This window comes from Lihuaxuella thermophila (assembly GCF_900110165.1).
GTDB classification, from domain to species: domain Bacteria; phylum Bacillota; class Bacilli; order Thermoactinomycetales; family Thermoactinomycetaceae; genus Lihuaxuella; species Lihuaxuella thermophila.
In genome coordinates, this window is the sequence record NZ_FOCQ01000009.1 from 40,419 (window position 1) to 62,012 (window position 21,594).

Below are 21,594 nucleotides of genomic sequence, written 5' to 3' on the forward strand. Positions count from 1 at the left end.
GGTCGATAAGTACATAGAGATGGGAGAGATAGATGTGAGGCAAGATTTCCTGCATCTTGTCAAGCCGTTTGGCCCGACGATCGTCATCCTCGTGGGTTGGGTGTTTCAACCATTTGAATGGATGGGGGCGGTTTTATTCTTTTTCGCTGCCATGATCGCCTTATGGGGAGGCATCTATTTCTCTCACAAGAAACGAACCGAACAACAGATGCTCAGGGAGGCGGAACGGATCAGATCCATCCTCAGCCGCAGGCGCCACGATTGGATGAATCATATACAAGTGTTGATGGGTTACCAGGCGATGAACAAGCAGGAGCGGATTACAGCCTACCTGCAAAAACTGGTGCAGAAGGCGGCCGATGAGCGGATGATTTCAGAAATTTCCTATCCGCCTCTGGCAGTGGCTCTGTTAACCTTGGATGACCGTTACCTTCAATGGGAGATTGATGTTCAGGTAGGAAAACCGTTACCCGATCCCAAAGATCATGAACGTCTTCTTCGCATGATCGAAGAAGTGTTTCCCTGGCTGGAGAAGCAGACGCGGGATCATCCGGACTGGACGCACTTGCGACTGTCTTTGCGCAGGGAGGAGCAGCATGCTTTGGTAACCATTGAGATCTCCGGCGATGATTCATCTTTGATCCGTTCGGACATTTCGCCGCATGAGTGGGAAGAGCTGCGGAATCATATTAAAAAGTGGAACGGGGAGTGTGCTCTCCTCGCGGGGAACAAGGGAATCCAAATTCAGTTGACATCGTGACGGAAGTTGAGGCAGGTGGGAAAAATTGTTTGTAGATAAAGTGAAAGTTTACGTGAAGGGCGGCGATGGCGGAAACGGGATGGTGGCCTTTCGCCGTGAAAAATACGTGCCTTTCGGCGGCCCTGCAGGAGGAGACGGCGGTCGTGGCGGAGACGTGGTTTTTGAAGTGGATGAGGGACTCCGCACGCTGATGGATTTTCGTTATCAAAAGCACTTTAAGGCTAAACGCGGCGAAAATGGGCGTTCCAAGTCACAGCATGGAGCCGGCGGGGAGGATAAAATCGTGAAAGTTCCTCCCGGAACCGTGGTTCGGGATGCCGATACAGGCGAACTGATCGCTGACCTGACCGAGCATGGGCAACGCGCAGTCATTGCCCGCGGCGGGAGAGGAGGCCGGGGCAACATCCGCTTTGCCACGCCTGTCAACCCGGCTCCGGAAATCGCGGAAAACGGTGAACCGGGGCAGGAACGCTGGGTGGATCTCGAACTGAAGCTCCTCGCTGATGTGGGGTTGATCGGCTACCCGAGTGTGGGCAAGTCCACCCTCCTCGCTGCTGTATCCGCCGCCCGGCCGAAAATCGGGGCTTATCACTTTACCACGATTGTGCCAAATTTAGGCGTGGTTCAAGTGGAGGACGGCAGGAGCTTCGTTATGGCCGATCTCCCCGGCCTGATTGAAGGGGCCCACGAAGGAGTGGGGCTCGGTCATCAGTTTCTGCGCCATGTGGAGCGGACCAAGGTTCTTGTCCATGTGATCGATATGGCCGGCTCCGAAGGGCGCGACCCGTATGAAGACTGGCAGAAAATCAACGAAGAAATCAAACTGTACCGGCAGGACCTGGAACTTCGTCCGCAGATTGTCGCTGCCAACAAAATGGACTTGCCCGATGCGGAAGAATACCTGGAGCTTTTTAAAGAACAAGTAGGGCCCGATGTTCCCGTGTACCCGATCTCCGCGGCCACCCGGCAAGGATTGCGCGAGCTATTGTTTGCCGTTGCCGACCTTCTCGATCAAGTGGAAAAAGAAGGTCCGGCGGAACCTGTCATGGAACAGGAGTTTACCGCCACGCGCAAAATTTATAAAGCGGAAGAAGAGAAACCCGCGTTCACCATTCGCCGTGAAAATGAAGTCTATGTCGTCGAAGGGGAACGGATTGAAAAGCTGGTTCACATGACCAATTTCAATTATCATGACAGCATTCTGCGTTTTGCCCACACCCTTAAAAAAATGGGAGTCGAAGATGCTTTGCGGGAACGGGGTGCCAAAGACGGAGATACGATCCGCATCGGCGAGCTGGAATTTGAATTGACTGATGCAGCGGATTTTTAACTTGTAAACCAAAACGGAACGCTTGATCTTTCCTGTTGTCCAGACTTGCAATCGGTAATTATGCTGCCGGTTCCCCGGAGAATCCCGAGTTGCCGGAGCCGGAGAGGACGGTACAACTTCACGGAAACACAATCGTTTTATTTCCGTGCACCAGCACTTGGTCGTTTAAGTGCCACTGAACGGCCCTGGCCAGCACGATCCTCTCCAAGTCGCGCCCGATCCGTTTCAAGTCTTCGACATGATGGCGATGGCTCACCCGTTGGACATCCTGCTCGATGATGGGGCCTTGATCCAGCTCTTCAGTTACATAATGGGCGGTGGCGCCGATGATTTTTACCCCCCGCTCATAAGCCTGATGATAGGGCTTTCCACCTACAAAGGCCGGCAGGAACGAATGATGGATGTTGATGATTTGATTGCGGTACCGGTCGATGATGCGCGCGGGAATGATTTGCATATACCGGGCCAGGATAATCGTATCAATCCCGGCTTGATTCAGCAGTTCCAGGTGAATGTCGGCAGCCTGTTCGCGGCTTTCTTTGCTGACCGGCACATGGTGATAGGGAATCCCGAAAGGAGCGACAATGGCTTCCATGTCCGGGTGGTTACTGATCACCATCGAAATGTCGGCATGCAGTTCCCCGATGTTCCAGCGCCACAAAATTTCCCGCAAACAGTGGTCTTCCCTGGATACGAAAACAGCCACTCTTTGTTTCCTGGCCGCGGGAGTGATTCGCCATTCCATATCAAAGGAGACCGCGATCCGGGCAAATCGTTCCCGCAGGGGTTCAAGTCGCGGGATGAGCTCTTCCAATTGAAATTCCACCCGCATAAAAAAGAAGCCGCCATGGGGGTCCGTGGTGTATTGATCCGAATCCACGATATTGGCTCCTTGTTCAAACAAAAATCGGGACACTGCAGCAATAATCCCGGGTTGATCGGCACAGCAGATGAGCAGTCTTCCCAAATCTTTTCCGTGTGTATGTATTTTCATCGATGTTTTTCTCCTCTATGATGTGATATTGATCTGCGATTTGTGGGATTGATCATGATCATGCTGAATGTTTTTAAGAGCGATTTTACTACACCTTTCACCTTATGTCGAGAGAATCAGCGAATCTTCGACCGGGTCAAGCGAAAGCCCACAGCTTTTCGTCATACGAAAGCTGTGGGCTTTGTTCAGTTTAATTTGTGTTCACGTTTGATCATCTTAAGCAGTTCGAGGCATCCTTCGGATACCAGCTGATATGTCTCATCAAAATCTCCCGTATACCAAGGGTCGGGCACTTCCCGATACGTGGTTCCGGGAATCAAGTCTACAAAACGGTAAATGTGAGCGTCTTGACTCCCGGCAAGCTTGCGCAAGCTGGCGATATTGCTTTCATCCATGCCGATGATGTAAGTAAATTCATCGAAATCGTCTTTCCTCACCTGACGGGCGCGGATCCCTTCGTACGAAATCCCTTTTTCTTTTAATTTATTGCGTGTTCCGTGATGGGGGGGTTCACCGATATGCCAATTGCCGGTTCCCGCAGAATCGACCCGGATTTTGCCGGAAAGACCTTCCTGTTCCACATAATGGCGGAAAACAGCTTCCGCCATCGGGGAACGGCAGATATTGCCCAGGCACACAAACAGTACGGAAATTTGCATAGTCCGTCTCCCTTCCGTTGATCAAAAATCGATGTTGGCAGCAAACATATCTTAACATAAGTGGGGCCTTGCCGGGTAACAGCCCCGGAAAGTAAGAGTTCAGCGGTAGTTTGTCTTTTGCCGATGTTAAAGAGACGGACGAATATCACTGATACCGTCGCGAAAGAATTGATTTATTAGAAAATATCAATCACAATAAAATTAACAGTTCGCACCCCTGTATTTGCAATTTTCACATAAATCTTTTTTCAGAACTCCATCTCAAAATTGTCAGGGAATACGACGCTCGATCTGGTTTGCATTCAACCCGATCCCCCGTTAACCACCATTGAACTGGCGGATCGTCCTATTTCCAGTAGAAAGAGAGATGAATGATGGGAATGAGCCGAAATTCGCATCAAGGTATAGGGAAAACGACCTTTAATGGAGAAAAAGCCATTCAAATGACCTTTTACCCGTATTCGGCTGTGATATTGCCGGAGATCGGCGGGAATCTTGTCTCTTTTGCAGACATCGAGCGGGATTACCGTTTTATTCGGGAACCTGCGTTGGAAGAAATGAGTTCATTTAAAAAGCAGGCAATTCTGCACGGGATCCCCGTACTGTTCCCCCCGAACCGATATGAAAACGGTCGTTTTCGCCTGTCGGGAAGAAGTTATCAATGGCCGGTCAATGAAGAGGTGAATCAAAACCATATCCATGGATTCCTTTATGATCAACCATGGCAAATTTATTCAATGGGCGAGTCGGAAGAGGCGGTTTATGCGGAATTGATCATCGTAAATGAGCCGGGCGGAAAAATTTTTTCATATTTTCCGCATTTTTTTGAGATTCGTTTGCGTTATGAATTGTCAGGTGTCGGACTGACCAAGCGAATCACGGTAACCAACACGGGAAAAGACCCCATGCTTTGCATGTTGGGCTTTCACACAGCGATCAACGCTCCCTTTGCACCGGAAAGTACGATGGAAGACTGTTTGCTGAAATTGACGATTGGCAAACGAATCGAGCTGTCGGACCGCATGCTCCCGACAGGCAGGTTTTTGCCTCTTACTCCGGAAGAAGTGAAGATGAAGAGGGAAGGAATTTCCCCATTCTTTGCCCCTTTGGACAATCATTATACTGCCGAGGCACAAGACGGACACAATCGCATGGTGCTGACCGATCTGAAAGAAAAAGTAAGGTTGGTTTATGATGTGGGAACGAAATTTAAATTTTGGATGATTTATAACCATGATGCCAAGAGCGGATTCATCTGCCCGGAGCCTCAAACCAATATGGTGAATGCTCCCAATCTGAATCTGCCTCCAGAGCAAACCGGAATGGTGATCCTGGATGGTGGAGAGTCGTGGTCTGAAACATCGCGAATTTTTCCAGAGAAATTTTAATGGTTAGGAAACGGAAACGAAATCATTACGGCCAACCTGCTTGAGGAGAAGCAGGAATGGCTGATTCGTGATTAAAAAACGGGGGATCCGGTGTGGTTATTCAACATCCTCAAATTGGATCGACGGGCAAGACACCTTTTTAAGGCGGATCCGGAACTAAAAAAGAGCAAAACAGGAGGAAGCCCATGCTGCCGATCAATGAGAATTTAAACGGAAAAGTTGCGGTGATTACCGGCGGAAGCGGAGTTCTTTGCAGTGCCATGGCGCAAGAGCTCGGAAGGCACGGAGTCAAGATCGCTATTTTGAATAGAAATGCGGAAAAGGGTGAACGGGTTGCGCAACACATCAGGGAATCAGGGGGGGAAGCCATCGCCGTCCCCTGTAACGTGGTAGATGCGGAGAGCGTAAAGCGGGCTGAGACCATCATCTCGGAACAGTTTGGAACCTGCGACATTTTGATCAACGGTGCGGGCGGAAACCATCCGGAAGGAACCACAACCCATGAAACGTTAAAAGTCGAGGATCTCGGGAACAAAGAAGTGAAGACATTTTTCGATTTAAGCACAGCAGGATTCAGTTTTGTCTTCAACTTGAATATACTGGGAACGCTTATCCCGACCCAAGTATTCACGCGGAAAATGATCCATAAAAAAGGAGCCATTGTGATCAATATCTCTTCCATGAGCGCTCCCAGTCCCATGACGAAAGTTCCGGCGTATAGTGCCGCGAAGGCTGGAATCGAGAATTTGACGAAATGGTTGGCGGTACACTTGGCTGAAGCAGGAATCAGAGTCAATGCGATCGCCCCCGGCTTTTTCCTGACAGAGCAAAACAGGAAACTGTTAACGAATGAAGATGGCTCCTTAACTGAGAGGTCGAACAAAATTTTATCACATACTCCGATGCGGAGATTTGGTACCCCTCAGGATCTCTTGGGCACATTGTTATGGCTGGCAGATGAAAATATGTCAGGCTTTGTAACGGGAATAACCGTGCCGGTTGATGGTGGTTTTTTGGCATACTCGGGGGTATGAATAAAATAAATGATTGAAGCAGGGCCAAGGATTTCCGAAGTGATTCATTATTCGTAAAGGGAATCAACCGATGCCCAAGAAAACAACCTCAGCGTTCGCTGGAACAAGATCGCCCGTCAGCCCGGGCGATCTTGTTTTATGTGTCGGCGTGGATGCGCTCCTCGCTTATTGTGCAAAAAAAGTCTTGCTTGATAGCGCTTTCACGTTGTACAATGTCCGCAATGGTTTAACAACTGTTCATATATGGAGGACATCAGAGGGATGCAGGAAGATCCGTTTGTATTGGTAAGGGTGGAGATGCTGCCTGAAGCGATTCAAAAAACCTTGCAAGCCAAAAAACTATTGGAAACAGGCATGGTTAAAACGGTTCAGGAAGCTGTGGAACATGTGGGCATCAGCCGAAGTTCGTTTTACAAGTATAAAGACAGTGTGTTTCCGTTTAACCAGATGGTGAAGGAAAAGATTGTGACGATCTCCATGATCCTGGAACACCGGGCCGGAGTTTTGTCAAGGGTACTCGGCTTTTTGGCCGCTTCCGAAGCCAATGTGCTGACCATTCACCAGACGATTCCGTTGCAGGGAGAAGCCAATGTGTCGATGTCGGTAGATACCAGTCAAATGAACAAAGAGCTGAATGAAGTGTTGGAAAGCCTGAAAGGCCTGAGCGGCGTTCGCCGGGTGGTTGTGGTCGGAACAGGTGAGTAATTTTTTTATTCAACTTTTCGCTCTTGGTTTTATTTGAATCTTCCAGCAGCCGGGAGTGTGCACAAAGGAGAGAAATCAGGGTGAGAAAAGGAATTTTAGAGAGATACCAGGAGTTTTTGCCCTTAACAGAAAAGACTCCGTTGATTACGCTCTTTGAAGGGGAGACGCCGCTCATCCGTGCGGAAAAACTGTCGGAGGAGCTTGAACTGGACCTTTACCTCAAGTGGGAGGGAGCCAATCCGACCGGCTCGTTTAAAGACCGCGGAATGGTGGTCGCCATTGCCAAAGCAAAAGAAGAGGGCAGCCGGGCGGTCATGTGCGCCTCAACCGGGAATACTTCCGCTTCTGCCGCGGCTTATGCGGCGAAGATGGGGCTCAAGTGTTACGTGATCGTGCCGCATCAGCATATCGCGCTCGGTAAAATGTCGCAAGCGGTGATGTATGGGGCAGAGGTGCTGGCGATCCAGGGAAACTTCGACCAGGCTCTGGCCATCGTTCGGGAGATTACGGAGGAGTATCCGATCACCTTGGTCAACTCCGTGAATCCTTACCGGATCGAGGGTCAGAAAACAGCCGCTTTTGAAGTATGCGAGCAGTTGGGAGAAGCTCCGGATATCCTGGCGATTCCGGTGGGCAACGCGGGAAACATCTCCGCCTATTGGAAGGGATTTGTCGAGTTCAGGCAGGCCGGAAAGAGTGGCAAACTTCCTCAGATGTGGGGGTTTGAAGCGGAAGGGGCGGCAGCGATTGTCAGAGGAGAGCCCATTTTGCAACCGGAGACCATCGCCACCGCGATCCGGATCGGAAACCCGGCCAGCTGGAGAACAGCGGTGCAAGCGGCACAAGAGTCCGGGGGTGCAATCGATTCGGTCACCGATGAGGAGATTCTGGAGGCGTACCGCAAACTGGCAAGGCTGGAAGGCGTATTTTGTGAACCGGCGTCTGCCGCTTCAGTGGCCGGAGCGATCAAAATGCGCGCTCAAGGCAAGTGGCCGTCAGGTTTGAAAGTGGTTTGTGTCTTAACGGGAAATGGTTTGAAAGATCCGACCACGGCGCTGGAGTCTGTGGAAGTAAAACCCAAAGTCATCCCGTGTGAGAAGAAAGCGGTTTTGGATGTAATCAAAGCAGAAGAAGGTTTGTGCCATGAAACGGTGTGACATGCGGTTTGAAGTGATTGTTCCATGCAGTACGGCCAATCTGGGACCGGGCTTCGATTCGGTCGGCATGGCGCTCGACCGTTTCCTTCGACTCAGCTTTTCTCCTGCTGACCAGCTGCATGTTGAAACGGTCGGGGAAAATTTGGAAGGGGTGTCTTCGGGTGAAGACAACCTGGTGATCCGGGTGATGAAAAAGGCTTTTGCCTTACAAGGGCTTTCGCTGCCCGCATTCAGTCTGCGGATGAAAAGCGAGATTCCTTTGACCAAAGGACTTGGAAGCAGCGCCGCAGCGATCGTGGGAGGGCTGGTGGCGGCCAATCATCTGCTGGGATCTCCCTGGGACCGGGACGACTTGTTGCAGATGGCGATGGAGTGGGAGGGGCATCCGGATAATGTGGGAGCGTCCCTGTACGGAGGAGTCGTGGTGGGCACCTGGGACGGTGAACGAGCTTATCTGATCAGTGGTGAACCGCCCGACTTGCCCGTGGTGGCCGCCATCCCCAACCAGCCTCTTTCCACCCGGCGGGCACGGGAAGTTCTCCCGGACAGCTACTCCCGCGCGGAAGCGGTCTTATCGAGCAGCCGCTCCAACCTGTTGGTAGCCGCTCTTTTTACCCGCCGCTTTGACCTGTTGAAAGCCGCCATGCGCGATGCGTTTCATCAACCGTATCGGGAAGCGCTGGTCCCCGGCTTAAAAGAGGTGTTGTCCGATGCCTGTGACCAGGGAGCGCTGGGAGTGGCTTTGAGCGGGGCCGGGCCGACGATCATCGCCTTTGCCAGCGAAAAAGAGAGAATTCAAGCGTACTTTAGAGAAAAATTCAGGGAACTTGGCGTATCTGTTGAGATCGTCGAATTAAAAGCCTGCCGAAAAGGGGCATACATCCGATTGACATCAGAGTCAAATCATAGTAAATTCGTGGGAAACGCAAAAGGAGTTGGAGTATGATCGAAACAGTTGCCTACTTAGGACCCCAGGGAACGTTCACCCACGAAGCGGCGCTTACCCTGTTTCCCGAACCTTCCGCTGAACTGGTTCCGTATCCGGCGATTCCGGATGTACTCTCGGCCGTGGATCGCGGGGTTGCGGATCTGGCGGTGGTGCCAGTAGAAAACGCGTTGGAGGGATCGGTCAACTCAACGCTGGATTGGCTCGTTCATCACATCAATGTACCCATTATCGGCGAGTTAATCTACCCGATTGCGCATTGCCTGATGGTTCATCCGGCACAGGCGAAACGGAGCAAGGATGAATTTGTGCGCATCTTGTCACATCCTCAAGCGATCGCCCAGTGTCAACTCCATCTGCGAAAAGAATATCCCCTTGCGGAGGTCGTCTACACGGACAGCACGGCACAGGCAGCCAGGCTGATTCGGGATCATCCCGGTGAGGCGTGGGCGGCGATCGGAACCCGGCGGGCGGCGGAGATGAACCAGCTCTATCTCCTTCAGGAGCAAATTCAGGATCACCCCAATAACTATACGCGTTTCATCGCCGTGGGCAAACAGAAAAAAGTGTGGCCGTTTCCCGCTTCCCAGTTGAAAACGAGTGTGCAGGTCACTCTTCCTTCCGATTACCCGGGTGCTTTGTATCAGGTGTTGGCCGCTTTTTCCTGGCGGAAAATCAACCTCTGCCACATTGAGTCCAGGCCGACCAAGACCGGGCTCGGGAATTACTTCTTCCTGATTGACGCGGAAATTGCGGAAGAGCATGTGCTGATGCAAGGGGCGCTGGCTGAGATTGAAGCATTGGGGTGTCAGGTTCGCCTGTTGGGATCTTACCCGTGTTATCAAAAAGAATCATTACAGACAACATATAAAAGCAGATAAAAGATTGACAATCTTACATCAGAACTTTATAATACTTTAAAACAAAGTTTTCTAAAAGATGGATCTAGTCAGAAGGATACCTAGGGTTCCGTCTTACCTTCAATGAGGAAGAGTCTGGTCCGAGTGGTATCAGCACTGGGAGTCCAGTGTACACCGTGAGGATAAAAGCCTCCAGCGGCAGGTTCTGATGTTTGGGGAGAACTGCGCTCGGAGGCTTTTCATCATATTTAAAAAAAAGAGGGGTGCTTGACATGACTGCTGACCGCTGGGTTTTCATGAATGGGGAGTATAAACGAAAGGAAGAAGCGACGGTCTCCGTGTTTGACCATGGTTTTCTTTACGGGGATGGAATTTTCGAGGGAATCCGCGTATATGACGGAAATATCTTCCGGTTAAAAGAGCATATTGAGCGATTGTATGATTCTGCAAAATCAATATTACTGAATATTCCGTATACTATAGAGGAAATGGAGACTGCCGTTGTCGAAGCCGTCCGCAAAAATGGGCTCCGCGATGCCTACATACGCCTGGTGGTATCCAGGGGCGTCGGGGATCTCTCTTTAAACCCGGACAGCTGTGAAAAAGCCAACGTGATCATCATTGTCGATCAGGTACGGTTATTCAGCAAGGAATTGTTTGAAAAAGGGATCTCTGTCATTACCGTTCCCACCCGCCGGAACATTCCGGACGCGTTGGATCCGAAAATCAAATCCCTCAACTACCTCAATAATATCCTGGTGAGAATTGAGGCGAACCGGGCGGGCGTTGCCGAAGCGATTATGCTGAATTCCCATGGATATGTGACGGAAGGATCGGGAGATAACATCTTCATCGTGAAAAGAGGAGTGATCTATACACCGCCGACCTATCTGGGAGCGCTGGAAGGGATTACCCGCGGAGTCATCATGGAACTGGCTGAAAAACAAGGGTATACAGTGAAAGAGCAACCGTTTACCCGCCATGATGTGTATGTGGCTGATGAAGTGTTCCTCACCGGCACGGCGGCGGAAGTGATTTCCGTTGTCGATGTGGATGGAAGAAAGATCGGAAACGGGTTGCCCGGACCGATTGCGAAAGAGTTGATGGCGGAGTTTCACAAATTGGTAAAAGTGGACGGTGTGCAAGTTTATTCAGATGCACCGGCCGCCACCGTTTAACCGATGTTTCAATGACCAAACACAACAGGCCAGCTTCCTGATTTTCGGGTCGCTGGCCGTTGTTTTTTTGAGCATTTTTGTCTCAAGCCAACACATCCCGACGTGTGAAAACCCCGAACGCGACGATTAAGGATGTGATTGACCAGACAGTTAAGACCGTGAGGGAAAAAGGTAAATTCATTCCCTCTACCAGGATGGGCTCTCCTTCCAAGTAGTCGGTCAGGCGCAAATTGGTAAAGGCGAGGTATTTCAGGGCGTTCCAGTTGGGAGCCAATTGTCCCAGCAGGCTTCCGGAAATGACGGCGGCCAGCATGATGCCCATGCTGGAGGCGGTGCTTCTGACGAGTACGGATACCATAAAGGAAACGGTTCCGACAGCGAGACAGGAAAACCATGCCAGCCCGTAAGCCATTAATATATACTTCCATTGCGGAATGAGATGGACGTGATCGGTGATCAGGTGTTCCCCCTGTACCTGAAAGCCGGTCAAAACGGGCAGCGTCCATCCTTTATAGCCGAAGATCATGCCGGAAACCAGATAGCCGATGACAGCCGTCAGGACAACCATAAAGGAGACGCTTAACAGAAGGGCCAGATATTTGCTCAGCAACACCTTCCAACGGCGTACCGGACGGGTGAGCAATAGCTTGATCGTTCCTCCCGAATGCTCGGATGAAACGATGTCGGCAGCCAGGATGACAACGAGCAGCGGAAGGAACAGGGAAACGGCTTCTTCCACAAATTCGCGGATAAAGGTAGGCGCACCCGGTGCGGTCGGGTTAATGTTGTTATCCAGATAGTATTGCTGCTGTTGAATGTTCAGCTTGATTGACTCTTTCCATTCTTCGGGCACGCGGCTGGAAGCCAAACGGTTTTGTTGGTCTATAATCTGTTGCTGCAAAATGGCGCGCCAGTCGGACGTGCCCAATTGTTTGATGGCGTTTTGAGTGGTGTGGTACTGGGCGTAGGTGAAAATCGGGATGAGAATAAGCAAAATCAGGGTGATGACGAGTATTCGCTTTTTGCGAACCAGTTTCAGCATTTCGTTGTAGACAAGGTTATGCAATCGAGTTCCCTCCCGTCATCTCCAGGAAGATGTCTTCCAGCGTTTGTTGATACGGGCGAATTCCGCTGACCTGGATTTGTTCGGCGACGAGCGCCTGATTGGTCTCCGCGATTTTTTCCATCGGCATGTGAACGAGCACTCGCCCGTTGTTCAGCACTTCCAGTTGTGTAATGTAAGGGAGCCCGCGCAATTTCTCCACTCCGGCGTGATGGGGTTCCACCATCCATTCCACTTTGGCATGGCTTCCCACCAGCTGATCGACACGTCCTGTTTTGACGATTTCTCCCTGACTGATAATGGCTACCCGGTCGCACATCAGTTGGACCTCATGCAAAATGTGACTGGAGATGAACACGCTGATTCCCTCTTCGCGTGACAGGTGGCGAATGAATGACCGCAACTCCCTGATCCCTGCCGGATCAAGACCGTTGGTCGGTTCGTCCAGAATGAGCAATTGCGGTTTGCCCAAAAGGGCCTGGGCGATTCCGAGCCGTTGTCTCATCCCGAGGGAATATGTTTTGACCGGATCGTCGATTCGGTTCTGCAGCTCGACCAGCCGGACAACCTCTTCAATCCGGGCCGGGGGAATATCTTCTGTCATCCGTGCGAACAGTTGCAAATTTTCTCTTCCGGTGAGATATGGATAAAGTTCAGGATTTTCCACGATGCAGCCGACCTGGCGAATCGCTTGCAAAAACTGTTTGGAGAGATCGTAACCACCGATCCGGATAATTCCTTTCGTGGGACGGGTAAGCCCGACGAGCATGCGGATGGTCGTCGTTTTGCCCGCGCCGTTGGGACCGAGAAATCCGAAAATCTCACCAGCCTTCACTTCAAAGGATACGTTCTTCACGATTTCACGTTGACCAATCGTTTTCGACAATCCTTGTACGGATAGAACCGTGTGAGTTTCAGTCTGCATCTGTTGCCTTGCCCTCCCCGGAATCCCGAATCACCTGCAGCAGGCGCTCGGCCATTCGTTCGTAACCCTGCTGGTTGGGATGAAAATGGTCACTGTATAAATACTCTTTGGGTTTTAGCTGAAAGAGGTCGAAGGTCGGAATGACCACCACCCGCTGAAAGCGCCCGGAGACTTCTTGCATGGTTTCATTCCACTCCCCAACCAACCGGGAGGATTTTTCTTCGTCGGGAAGATCGCCGAACGGATTGTACAGACCAAACAGAAAGATGACGGCTTCCCGATTTTGGTTGCGCAATTCCTTCAGAATTACCGTCAAATTTTGCTCATAGGCAAGCCGGCCTTTTTCTGCCGCTTGTTCATCGATTTTTTCAAAACGGCCGCTCGAGCGGAATAAATCATTCCCCCCGATGGTGATCGTGATCCAGTCAGCGCTTTTGACGATTTCTTTGACTCTGCTTTGTTTTACTTGGTTAACCAATTGGGAAGAAGTTTGACCACTGATGGCAAGATTGATCGCGCTAAACGAGGATCCCGCTTCTTTCTGTAAATTCTTTTTCACAATACCGAAATATCCCTGCCCGGAGGAGTCTCCCACTCCTCTTGTCAAGGAGTCTCCCAGGCCGACCAGCATGCCGCCTGCTTGAATAGAGGCCAATTTTGGTTTTGCTTTGGCAGTGGCAGGGCTTTTATTCGGCCGAATGACTTCCTGAACGGCCAGCATAAAACCGGATAGGAGCAGGAATAAGGAGAGGACGGAAGCGATGGTAATGAAAGCCCTTAAGGTTCGTTTTGGCGGTTTCACGTTTGATCCCCTTTTCTCAAATAAATGCGCGGTAACAAGTCCATTGTAAAACGGATGGTCGTGAAATGAAAATCATTTTCCGGGCATGTTCACAAACTGATCAGATGTTTTGGAATCCTAAGTCACGTGGAGTCCTTTAGAATTCGGTTTTCTTCCTGGATCGATAAAGGATTCGTGCAGTTTCCTTTTTAAACCTTCGCAATTCGCTTAGCAAAAAAACGCCCGTGGGTGCATAGGATAGTATTGGTTTATTTACTGGAGAGGATGTTGCCTTTTTTATTTGTTTTTCCATGTCGCAACATACTCTGATGAGATAGGGGGTTGTTTCGTGAAAATTCATATTGTAAGAACAGGGGAAACGATTTGGGATCTGGCGCAAAAGTACAATACTCCGAAGGAGCGCCTGATTGAAGCCAATCCGGAGATCAAAAGCAAAGAACAATTGGTCCCGGGAATGAAAATCCGCATCCCGACGGGGCGAATCCCGATCAACCGGCAAAAGGGCGGGGAAGAAGAAGCTCATTCTGACCGGGAAGCGGCACCGGCGGAAGAGGTTGTCCAAAATCAGGAAACTGGCGAGCGGGACGAGTCAACCGAACCCTCACAAGATTTGCACAAAGAGGAATCATCTTTTTCCGAAGAGAAGGCCGAGTCACCGGTGCAAGAGACGAAGGTGGACACGGATTCTCCGGAAGAACCATCATTGTTCCCAACAGAGTCACCCCATCAGGAATCAGTTGCCAAAACCGAATCGCTTTATGGGGAAACGCTGTTTTTTAACCATGGGACTGACGGTTACCCTTCCCCTTACTTTTCAACGTATCCCCATGTGAAGGAGCCGAAACTATCTGGTTATTACGAAGAGCGTGAATCAAAATACCATTCCGGATCCCCGTACAGGTACAGTTCGGAGTTTGACATGGTTCCTCCTCCACCGATGATCTCTTATTATCCGGCGGGCGCTTACTGGTATGCGCCGCCCGTCTATACGATGATGCCCGATCCATCCGCATTTGTAATGGCGCCACCATCCCCTTATATGCCGATGCCGGGCCAGGATTTTTCTTATCCTCCTTATCCCTACCCGCATTCCCAACCTCAGACGGGATGGCATCCGCCTTTAACCGAGCCGTGGATGGGGACCGATCCGGTTCATTCCGTTGAATCAAACCGGTCCGTTCAGCCGGTCATGATACCTCCTGAACGAAGTGAAAAAGAAAGTTCCTCGCGAGAATATTAAGTAGGGATGGGAAAAAGACGATGAAAGAACCCTGCCAGTATCAAATGGAGCAAATATTACATAGTGCCGTGCGTAATATTACTCCCTACCGGAAGAACTGGCTTATCGAAACAGAGGCCGGAAAATGGGTCGTGAAAAGGACGCGTTTTCCGGCACGGCTCAGGTGGTGGCTCAAGGTCGACCAAGAGTTGAGATTGCGCGGATTCACTGCGATGCCGCCGATCCGTTCCGACGGTAGCCGCTGGATCATTACCCCGTTTATCGAAGGGAAAACGGCAAGCTATTCACGATGGCAAGAGGTTGAAAAAATCCTGCAAGTGCTGGCTCAATTTCATCTTGTCGGTCAAAGACTGCATACGCCGCCGGAAAAAGGGGCGGCTTTTCTTCTTTACCACCGGCTCTATGAGCGATTGATTCAGTTTTACCGCGTGCTGACTAAAACCCCCTTTCTGGAGAAGGAACTGGGAGAATTATTGGAAAGCCACGGGCAGGATTTTTATCTGGACGGACGGAGAGCCTGGCAGCGGTTGCAGTCGCTTCCCCTGCAAAAAATCTGTCACGATGAATGGTTTGTGAGAAATATCACCCACCGGGATCTGGCCAGCCACAACTGGATGATCGATGAAGGCGGGAATCCGTGGCTGATCGATTTCGAAACAGCCAGCTATGACTCACAGCTGGGAGATATCTGGCAGATTTCTGCCAGAATCCTGTCTGAAAACAACTGGACGGATGAATGGTGTCATCGCGTTCTCATGAGCTATGAATATGTCCGTCCTTTATCTCCGTTGGAAAAAAAGATCCTGTACACATTATTCTCGTATCCCAACGAATTTTTCCGCGAGGCGATTGGCTTGGCAGAAAGGAAGCGGGGTTATGAGATCAAGCACTCCGTTCCCTACTTAAAAAAATTGATTGAACAAAGAGAAAACTGGCAGAAGCAAATCAAGCGGATCTCCTATTGGTAGATGAACAGGCTTATGGTATGATGAAGATTGATTTGAATAGCCTTGTTCAGCCTTAAGGAGGCACCAGCAGCATGAGAGTAGCAATCGCACAAATCCGACCCCGGTTGGGACGAGTGGACCTCAATTTAGAACTGCACCAAGAGTGGATCCGCCGCGCCCAGGAGGAACAGGTGGATCTTCTTGTTTTTCCTGAGCTGAGCCTGACCGGATACAACTTATTAGATCTGACCTATGAGGTAGCAAAAAACACATTTTGCCCGGAAATCCAAACGCTGATCAGCATGGCTGATGGATTGGATCTGGTGTTTGGCTTTGTCGAGGACAGCCCGGAGCATATTTTATATAATTCGGCCGCATACGTGAGCAGCCAGAATTTGCACTATCTGCATCGGAAAGTATATCTTCCCACTTATGGGATGTTTGATGAAGCGAGATATTTTGGGGCAGGAAAAACGATCCGCAGTTTCCCCACACGATTTGGACAAGTAGGCATATTGATCTGTGAAGATATCTGGCATTCCTCCACGGCCTATCTGTTGGCTCAGGACGGGGCGCAGGTGATGATCGTCCTCTCCAACTCGCCGGGCCGGGGAGTCAGTTCCAAGGGACTGGGAACACAGGAGACCTGGTATTCCATCCTGAAAAATCAAGCCCTTATTCATGGCAGCTATATTTTGTTCGCCAACCGGGTAGGGACGGAAGACGGTGTCACCTTCTTCGGCGGTTCCGCTGTGGTGGATCCCTTTGGAGAAACCGAGAAACAAGCCTCCCTGTTTGAAGAGGAGCTTCTAATCGTCGATATCGACCTGGAAAAAGTGAAAAAAGCGCGCTTCCAGATGCCGATGCTGCGCGATGAGAATCTGGATTTAACCATCCGCGAACTGGAGCGCATTCAGCGCAAGCGGCACGGGGAGGGGAACTGGTTATGAAGATGGTAGAGGAACTGCTTGAAAAAGCTCCATTTCTCAGGCTGGATGAGGAATTGACCACCAAGCTCCTCACTACCGCTCTCTCGGAAGAAGTGGAAAAAGCAGGCTTTAAGCGAGTCATTCTCGGTTTATCCGGCGGGATTGATTCCGCTCTGTCGCTGTACCTGTGCGTGAAAGCGTTTGGCAAAGAGAATGTGATTGCCGTTCGCATGCCTTATAAGACCAGCAGCAGGAGCAGTTTGGAAGATGCCCAGGCAGCCATTGACGACACCGGCGTAAAATCGCTCACGATTGATATCACGCCCCAGATCGATGCCTATTTTGAACGGATGCCGGAGGCAACCCCGCTTCGGCGCGGGAACAAAATGGCGCGTGAACGCATGACGATCCTGTATGATTTGTCGGCCCATTTTGATGCCTTGGTGATCGGGACCAGCAACCGGACGGAAATCCTGCTCGGGTATGGAACGCAGTACGGCGATACGGCGTCTGCCATCAACCCGCTGGGGGATCTGTACAAAACACAGGTACGCCAGTTGGCCGCATATCTGGGCGTCCCGGAACAGATCATCACCAAACCGCCGAGCGCCGATCTGTGGGAAGACCAGACGGATGAAGGGGAATTGGGTTTCAGTTATCTGGATGTCGACCGTTTGCTCTATTATATGATCGACCAGCGTTTACCGATTGAGCAGCTTCGAGAACTCAACTTTTCTGACGCCTTCATCGAAAAAGTGAGCACTCGCATAATTCGCAACCAGTATAAACGAACCATGCCCGTCATATTGAAAGTGAGCAACCGCACCGTTGGGGTGGACTTCCGCTATCTTCGCGATTGGGGACTCTAGAAGAAAGGGAAGGGTGAAGAGATATGGCAGGACATTCCAAATGGAAGAACATCCAGCACCGCAAAGGACGGCAGGATGCACTTCGCGGAAAACTGTTCGCCAAACTGGCGCGTGAGATTTATGTGGCTGCACGTCAAGGGGATAAAGATCCCGCAAACAACCAGAAGCTCCGGCTGGCCATCTCTAAAGCGAGAGCGCAAAACATGCCGAACGAAAATATCGAACGGGCCATTAAAAAGGCCGCCGGCGGCGGAGAAGGCAAAGATTACGAGTCCATTACCTACGAAGGGTACGGGCCGGGAGGCATTGCCGTGATGGTGGAAACGCTCACCGACAACCGGAACCGCACTGCCGCCGATCTCCGTCATATTTTTTCCAAGCGCGGCGGAAACCTGGGAGAGGCGGGTTGTGTCTCCTGGATGTTCGAACGCAAAGGGCAACTCGTCATCGATCGGGAAACAGCGGACAAGGATGAGGAAGAGTTGATGCTGCTCGCTTTGGAGAACGGCGCAGATGATTTTGAAACCACGGAAAAAGCCTATGAGGTCACTACCTCTCCGGAAGCATTCGAGGATGTCAAACAAGCGCTCGAGGCGGAAGGAATCGCCTTTTCCTCCGCTGAAGTCACTCTGGTTCCGGCAAACAAAGTCCATATCCAGGGGGAAATGCTAAAAGATGTATTCAGCCTCATCGATGCCCTGGAAGATCATGATGATGTGCAAAACGTTTATGCCAACTTTGATGTGGATGAAGAAGAGTTGGCCAAATACACCGATTAAATAGAGAAGCACCCAACGCTTACGGTTTGGGTGCTTTTTCATTTAAGCGAACCGGTCATGCCTTTTCACCGGACAAACGCATCTTTAATTGTCTGCGAATCCACCAGCGGGTCAACACTCCGTGTTTGGGTGAGAAGAGAAAGGCCAACACGAAGAGGAAGGCTGCCATGATGGTCATGCAACCGGCTATCGAGGCATCGATTTGTTGGGCGATGACGTAACCGCCGACCGAGCTCAACGTACCCATGATGATGCTGAGGATGAGCATGATGTTTAAACGATCGGTTAACAGGTAAGCTGTTGCCGCGGGAACGATCAGCATGGCGACGACGAGAATGGCGCCTACACTCTCAAAGGAGGCAACGGTCGTGACCGATACCATACCCATCAGCAGATAGTGAAACAGAGAGACCGGAATGCCGATTGCGGCTGCCATGGCGGGATCAAACGAACAGATTTTAAATTGTTTGTAGAACAGGGTAATCAGCACGAGGCTGAGCAGAAAGACAGACCCGACTGCCCAGACGGCACGCGGCCCCAGATCGATGCCGGCGATTTCCCATGTATCCCAGGGAACGTAGGCAATTTCGCCGTACAAAACGCAATCCAAGTCCAAATCGACTTGGCGGGTAAACAGAGAGACCAGAATGATCCCGACCGAAAAGAGAGCAGTGAAGGTGACACTCATGGCTGCATCCGCTTGGACCCCCTGTTTCCTGAGGGACTCAATGACCACACTGCAAACGAGACCAAAAACAGCCGCTCCCAGGAGCATTGGCAAGGTGCTGCGGCTGCCGCTCAACAAAAAAGCGATGACGATTCCGGGCAGAATCGCATGGCTGATGGCATCTCCGAGCATGGCCATCCGGCGCAAAATCAGAAAACAGCCTAAAAAACCGCAAGAGGAGGCGACCAGCGCCCCGGTCAGAATGATCCAAAATTCACTCATCATGAAGGCACTCCTTCCTTCAGCGGGGTTGAACGGACCTGATACCGTTTCGGCTCATGACCGTGCCGCACAAGAAGTTGCCGCAATTCCGGAATTAAACGGTCGGGAATCTGCTCTTTGGAGGTGATCGCCTCCGAGTGAACATCACTTTCCAAATCACCTTCATGCATCAGCCAAACTTCCAGCATCCGTTTGTATAAAACCGTTTCGTAAGCCGTCTCCCAACCTTTTTCGGTTAAACGGATCACGGAGGGTTTTCCGTCTTCCCCCGTTTCCAGTTGCAAATATCCCTCTTTTTCCAATTGATGCAGCATTTGCTTGTGTTTTTTTAAGGATGGATGGTGATTCAGCCGATGAATCGAAACCGACTCGTTTCCTTCCCCTTCGCATGACTCATAGATCCATGCAAACAGATTTTCCCTCGCCACCTGTTTCCGGATTTTCATCAGCCGGATCCATTTGGCCAAAAGTCCCCGCTGTGGAGCAAAGATCATCGAGAGCATGAAGACGGACGTCGCAGAGATGACGATAATCGGCCCGGTTGACAAATGGTAGGCGACAGAACTGATCCATGTTCCGAGAATGCCGGAAAAGGCTCCCATCGCGGCAGAAATGAGCACCATGTGTTCGAGCCGCTCGGTCCAATAGCGGGCTGCCGCGGCCGGAGTGATAAGCAAAGCAGCCATCAACACCACTCCGGCGGCTTGAAGGCCGATCACAACGGCCACCACTAAAAACAGCATCAGCATGAAGTCCAGCCCGCGCATGGGAAACCCGAGGCTGCGGCCAAAGTTGGCATCAAAGCAAAGCAACTTGAGCTCTTTAAAAAAGAGAAAACAAAGGATGAGCAAAATGACGGCCACGGTTCCCATCACTTGAACGTCGCTTGCCACCATGGAAGCCGACTGGCCAAACAGAAACTTATCCAATCCGCTCTGATTTCCGTTGTCGCTGTGCTGGATCTGGGTGAGCAGCACAATTCCAACGCCGAAAAAGACTGACAGGACAAGGCCGAGTGCGGTGTCTTCTTTAATTCGCGAGTATCTGGTTATCCAACCGATGCAGAGGGAAGCTGCGATCCCTGTCAGCGTTGCCCCGATCAGGAAGAAGAATGGATGCTTGGAGCCGGTGATCATAAAGGCCAGACAAATTCCGGGAAGCGTGGAGTGGGCCAGGACGTCACCCATCAGGCCCCGTTTGCGCAAAAAGGCGAAGCATCCCAACACCCCGCTGCAGAGACCGAGCAAAGTTGTACCGGATATAACCCATAAGGCATTGGGATCATCGAAAAAAGATCGTACCAGTTGAAAGATCGCCATTGCTTTCACCTCGCTACCATGAGGCCTGAATTGCCGGGCAGGATGGTGAGCCGGCCTCCGTATGTCTTTTGCAGGTTTTCGGCGTTGAAAACTTCTTTTGTCGGTCCGGCGGCAATGACCCTCATATTGAGGAGCAGAACTGAATCAAAGTATTCGGATACCGTCTGCAGGTCATGGTGCACGACCAGCACCGTTTTCTTCTGTTGTTTCAACTCGTTCAAGACCCCGATAATCGCTTTTTCCGTCGCTGCATCCACCCCGGCGAACGGCTCATCCATAAAGTAAATCTGCGCATCCTGAGCCAATGCCCGCGCCAGGAAAACCCGTTGCTGTTGACCGCCGGAGAGCTGGCTGATTTGCCGGTTGGCGAAAGCCTCCATCCCTACTTTGCGGAGGCATTCCATCGCAATCTGACGGTCTTCCGCTTTCGGACGGCGAAACCATCCCAACTTTCCGTAGCGCCCCATCATGACGACGTCCAGAGCATCCGTGGGAAAGTCCCAATCCACCGACTCGCGCTGGGGAACATATCCGATCCGTTGGCGCTGTTGGGCGTAAGGTTTCCCGTAGATGCGCACTTCCCCGCTCGCGAGTGGAAGCAGCCCGAGAATCGCTTTGATCAATGTGGATTTTCCCGCTCCATTGGGCCCGATGATGCCGATCAACTCTCCCTCCGGAGCATCATAGTCAATTTCGCGGAGCACCGGTTTTCGGTGATAAGCCACGGAAAGATTTCGCACTGAAACAGGTGGATTCATGCT

General features: G+C 51.1%; 22 protein-coding genes. 14 read left to right on the forward strand and 8 right to left on the reverse strand.

The features are described 5' to 3' along the window. The first annotated feature begins 34 nt into the window (after nt 1-34). Together BMW55_RS11325 and obgE are read left to right on the forward strand one after the other, a co-directional pair. Nucleotides 35-760, forward strand: a complete 726-nt coding sequence (locus tag BMW55_RS11325) for a Spo0B domain-containing protein (protein WP_170839892.1) — start codon at nt 35-37, stop codon at nt 758-760. A 25-nt stretch (nt 761-785) separates the two neighbouring features. Next, on the forward strand, nt 786-2,090 hold the full coding sequence (gene obgE / locus BMW55_RS11330; protein WP_089969169.1) for a GTPase ObgE: 1,305 nt from the start codon (nt 786-788) through the stop codon (nt 2,088-2,090). A gap of 118 nt (nt 2,091-2,208) precedes the next feature. Here obgE and purU read toward each other — a convergent pair whose 3' ends face one another. Further along, nucleotides 2,209-3,084, reverse strand: coding sequence for a formyltetrahydrofolate deformylase (purU, locus tag BMW55_RS11335; protein ID WP_089969172.1), 876 nt, complete (start codon nt 3,082-3,084; stop codon nt 2,209-2,211). 185 nt (nt 3,085-3,269) lie between these two features. Next, a complete protein-coding gene (locus BMW55_RS11340) occupies nt 3,270-3,743 on the reverse strand; it encodes a low molecular weight protein-tyrosine-phosphatase (RefSeq protein ID WP_089969176.1) in 474 nt (157 codons plus the stop codon). Between the two features lie 380 nt (nt 3,744-4,123). On the opposite strand from BMW55_RS11340, the gene BMW55_RS11345 reads away from it, so the two are divergent. From BMW55_RS11345 to ilvE, 7 genes are all read left to right on the forward strand, one after another. After that, the gene (locus tag BMW55_RS11345) at nt 4,124-5,131 is read left to right on the forward strand and encodes an aldose 1-epimerase (RefSeq protein ID WP_089969432.1); all 1,008 of its coding nucleotides are present in this window, start codon (nt 4,124-4,126) and stop codon (nt 5,129-5,131) included. 185 nt (nt 5,132-5,316) lie between these two features. After that, a complete protein-coding gene (locus BMW55_RS11350) occupies nt 5,317-6,165 on the forward strand; it encodes an SDR family oxidoreductase (protein WP_089969178.1) in 849 nt (282 codons plus the stop codon). Nucleotides 6,166-6,426: 261 nt separating this feature from the next. Beyond that, nucleotides 6,427-6,870, forward strand: coding sequence for an ACT domain-containing protein (locus BMW55_RS11355; RefSeq protein ID WP_089969181.1), 444 nt, complete (start codon nt 6,427-6,429; stop codon nt 6,868-6,870). Nucleotides 6,871-6,950: 80 nt separating this feature from the next. Then, nucleotides 6,951-8,027, forward strand: a complete 1,077-nt coding sequence (thrC, locus tag BMW55_RS11360; RefSeq protein WP_089969185.1) for a threonine synthase — start codon at nt 6,951-6,953, stop codon at nt 8,025-8,027. Then, nucleotides 8,014-8,973 (forward strand): homoserine kinase, encoded by a 960-nt coding sequence (gene thrB, locus BMW55_RS11365; RefSeq protein ID WP_089969189.1) that lies wholly within the window; start codon nt 8,014-8,016, stop codon nt 8,971-8,973. The genes thrC and thrB overlap by 14 nt, the downstream gene beginning before the upstream one ends. Next, the gene (pheA, locus tag BMW55_RS11370) at nt 8,970-9,854 is read left to right on the forward strand and encodes a prephenate dehydratase (RefSeq protein WP_089969193.1); all 885 of its coding nucleotides are present in this window, start codon (nt 8,970-8,972) and stop codon (nt 9,852-9,854) included. Before thrB ends, pheA begins: the two co-directional genes overlap by 4 nt. A gap of 251 nt (nt 9,855-10,105) precedes the next feature. After that, the gene (gene ilvE, locus BMW55_RS11375; protein ID WP_089969197.1) at nt 10,106-11,011 is read left to right on the forward strand and encodes a branched-chain-amino-acid transaminase; all 906 of its coding nucleotides are present in this window, start codon (nt 10,106-10,108) and stop codon (nt 11,009-11,011) included. Nucleotides 11,012-11,093: 82 nt separating this feature from the next. Here the strand turns inward: ilvE and BMW55_RS11380 are convergent, their stop codons facing one another. From BMW55_RS11380 to BMW55_RS11390, 3 genes are read right to left on the reverse strand one after another with little or no spacing between them, the layout of a single operon-like run. Then, nucleotides 11,094-12,077 (reverse strand): ABC transporter permease, encoded by a 984-nt coding sequence (locus tag BMW55_RS11380; RefSeq protein WP_089969201.1) that lies wholly within the window; start codon nt 12,075-12,077, stop codon nt 11,094-11,096. Continuing rightward, nucleotides 12,070-12,999, reverse strand: coding sequence for an ABC transporter ATP-binding protein (locus BMW55_RS11385; protein ID WP_089969204.1), 930 nt, complete (start codon nt 12,997-12,999; stop codon nt 12,070-12,072). Before BMW55_RS11385 ends, BMW55_RS11380 begins: the two co-directional genes overlap by 8 nt. Then, entirely contained in the window at nt 12,989-13,801 is an 813-nt protein-coding gene (locus BMW55_RS11390) for an SGNH/GDSL hydrolase family protein (protein WP_089969207.1), read from the reverse strand. The genes BMW55_RS11385 and BMW55_RS11390 overlap by 11 nt, the downstream gene beginning before the upstream one ends. 328 nt (nt 13,802-14,129) lie before the next feature. On the opposite strand from BMW55_RS11390, the gene BMW55_RS11395 reads away from it, so the two are divergent. The 5 genes from BMW55_RS11395 (at nt 14,130) to BMW55_RS11415 (ending at nt 18,565) form a co-directional block, all read left to right on the forward strand. Further along, nucleotides 14,130-15,041 (forward strand): LysM peptidoglycan-binding domain-containing protein, encoded by a 912-nt coding sequence (locus BMW55_RS11395; RefSeq protein ID WP_170839893.1) that lies wholly within the window; start codon nt 14,130-14,132, stop codon nt 15,039-15,041. A 20-nt stretch (nt 15,042-15,061) separates the two neighbouring features. Then, the gene (locus BMW55_RS11400; RefSeq protein ID WP_089969213.1) at nt 15,062-16,009 is read left to right on the forward strand and encodes a phosphotransferase; all 948 of its coding nucleotides are present in this window, start codon (nt 15,062-15,064) and stop codon (nt 16,007-16,009) included. Nucleotides 16,010-16,080: 71 nt separating this feature from the next. Further along, nucleotides 16,081-16,938, forward strand: a complete 858-nt coding sequence (locus BMW55_RS11405) for a nitrilase-related carbon-nitrogen hydrolase (protein WP_089969216.1) — start codon at nt 16,081-16,083, stop codon at nt 16,936-16,938. Further along, the gene (locus tag BMW55_RS11410) at nt 16,935-17,786 is read left to right on the forward strand and encodes an NAD+ synthase (RefSeq protein ID WP_244527543.1); all 852 of its coding nucleotides are present in this window, start codon (nt 16,935-16,937) and stop codon (nt 17,784-17,786) included. The genes BMW55_RS11405 and BMW55_RS11410 overlap by 4 nt, the downstream gene beginning before the upstream one ends. A gap of 23 nt (nt 17,787-17,809) precedes the next feature. After that, entirely contained in the window at nt 17,810-18,565 is a 756-nt protein-coding gene (locus tag BMW55_RS11415; RefSeq protein ID WP_089969220.1) for a YebC/PmpR family DNA-binding transcriptional regulator, read from the forward strand. A gap of 55 nt (nt 18,566-18,620) precedes the next feature. Here BMW55_RS11415 and BMW55_RS11420 read toward each other — a convergent pair whose 3' ends face one another. From BMW55_RS11420 to BMW55_RS11430, 3 genes are read right to left on the reverse strand one after another with little or no spacing between them, the layout of a single operon-like run. Further along, nucleotides 18,621-19,514: a metal ABC transporter permease gene (locus BMW55_RS11420; protein WP_089969223.1), complete on the reverse strand. Its 894-nt coding sequence runs from the start codon at nt 19,512-19,514 to the stop codon at nt 18,621-18,623. Further along, nucleotides 19,514-20,833: a metal ABC transporter permease gene (locus tag BMW55_RS11425; RefSeq protein WP_089969226.1), complete on the reverse strand. Its 1,320-nt coding sequence runs from the start codon at nt 20,831-20,833 to the stop codon at nt 19,514-19,516. Before BMW55_RS11425 ends, BMW55_RS11420 begins: the two co-directional genes overlap by 1 nt. A gap of 5 nt (nt 20,834-20,838) precedes the next feature. After that, entirely contained in the window at nt 20,839-21,591 is a 753-nt protein-coding gene (locus tag BMW55_RS11430) for a metal ABC transporter ATP-binding protein (protein WP_089969229.1), read from the reverse strand. Nucleotides 21,592-21,594 lie beyond the last annotated feature (3 nt).

What these genes read in the sequence shown, in the direction of transcription:
- pheA (WP_089969193.1), top strand. Translation starts at nt 8,970, where the DNA reads ATGATCGAAACAGTTGCCTACTTAGGACCCCAGGGAACGTTCACCCAC.
- BMW55_RS11415 (WP_089969220.1), top strand. Translation starts at nt 17,810, where the DNA reads ATGGCAGGACATTCCAAATGGAAGAACATCCAGCACCGCAAAGGACGG.
- BMW55_RS11340 (WP_089969176.1), bottom strand. Translation starts at nt 3,743, where the DNA reads ATGCAAATTTCCGTACTGTTTGTGTGCCTGGGCAATATCTGCCGTTCC.
- BMW55_RS11420 (WP_089969223.1), bottom strand. Translation starts at nt 19,514, where the DNA reads ATGAGTGAATTTTGGATCATTCTGACCGGGGCGCTGGTCGCCTCCTCT.
- BMW55_RS11345 (WP_089969432.1), top strand. Translation starts at nt 4,124, where the DNA reads ATGAGCCGAAATTCGCATCAAGGTATAGGGAAAACGACCTTTAATGGA.
- BMW55_RS11385 (WP_089969204.1), bottom strand. Translation starts at nt 12,999, where the DNA reads ATGCAGACTGAAACTCACACGGTTCTATCCGTACAAGGATTGTCGAAA.
- BMW55_RS11405 (WP_089969216.1), top strand. Translation starts at nt 16,081, where the DNA reads ATGAGAGTAGCAATCGCACAAATCCGACCCCGGTTGGGACGAGTGGAC.
- BMW55_RS11410 (WP_244527543.1), top strand. Translation starts at nt 16,935, where the DNA reads ATGAAGATGGTAGAGGAACTGCTTGAAAAAGCTCCATTTCTCAGGCTG.
- ilvE (WP_089969197.1), top strand. Translation starts at nt 10,106, where the DNA reads ATGACTGCTGACCGCTGGGTTTTCATGAATGGGGAGTATAAACGAAAG.
- BMW55_RS11425 (WP_089969226.1), bottom strand. Translation starts at nt 20,833, where the DNA reads ATGGCGATCTTTCAACTGGTACGATCTTTTTTCGATGATCCCAATGCC.
- BMW55_RS11355 (WP_089969181.1), top strand. Translation starts at nt 6,427, where the DNA reads ATGCAGGAAGATCCGTTTGTATTGGTAAGGGTGGAGATGCTGCCTGAA.
- BMW55_RS11350 (WP_089969178.1), top strand. Translation starts at nt 5,317, where the DNA reads ATGCTGCCGATCAATGAGAATTTAAACGGAAAAGTTGCGGTGATTACC.
- purU (WP_089969172.1), bottom strand. Translation starts at nt 3,084, where the DNA reads ATGAAAATACATACACACGGAAAAGATTTGGGAAGACTGCTCATCTGC.
- BMW55_RS11430 (WP_089969229.1), bottom strand. Translation starts at nt 21,591, where the DNA reads ATGAATCCACCTGTTTCAGTGCGAAATCTTTCCGTGGCTTATCACCGA.
- thrB (WP_089969189.1), top strand. Translation starts at nt 8,014, where the DNA reads ATGAAACGGTGTGACATGCGGTTTGAAGTGATTGTTCCATGCAGTACG.
- BMW55_RS11400 (WP_089969213.1), top strand. Translation starts at nt 15,062, where the DNA reads ATGAAAGAACCCTGCCAGTATCAAATGGAGCAAATATTACATAGTGCC.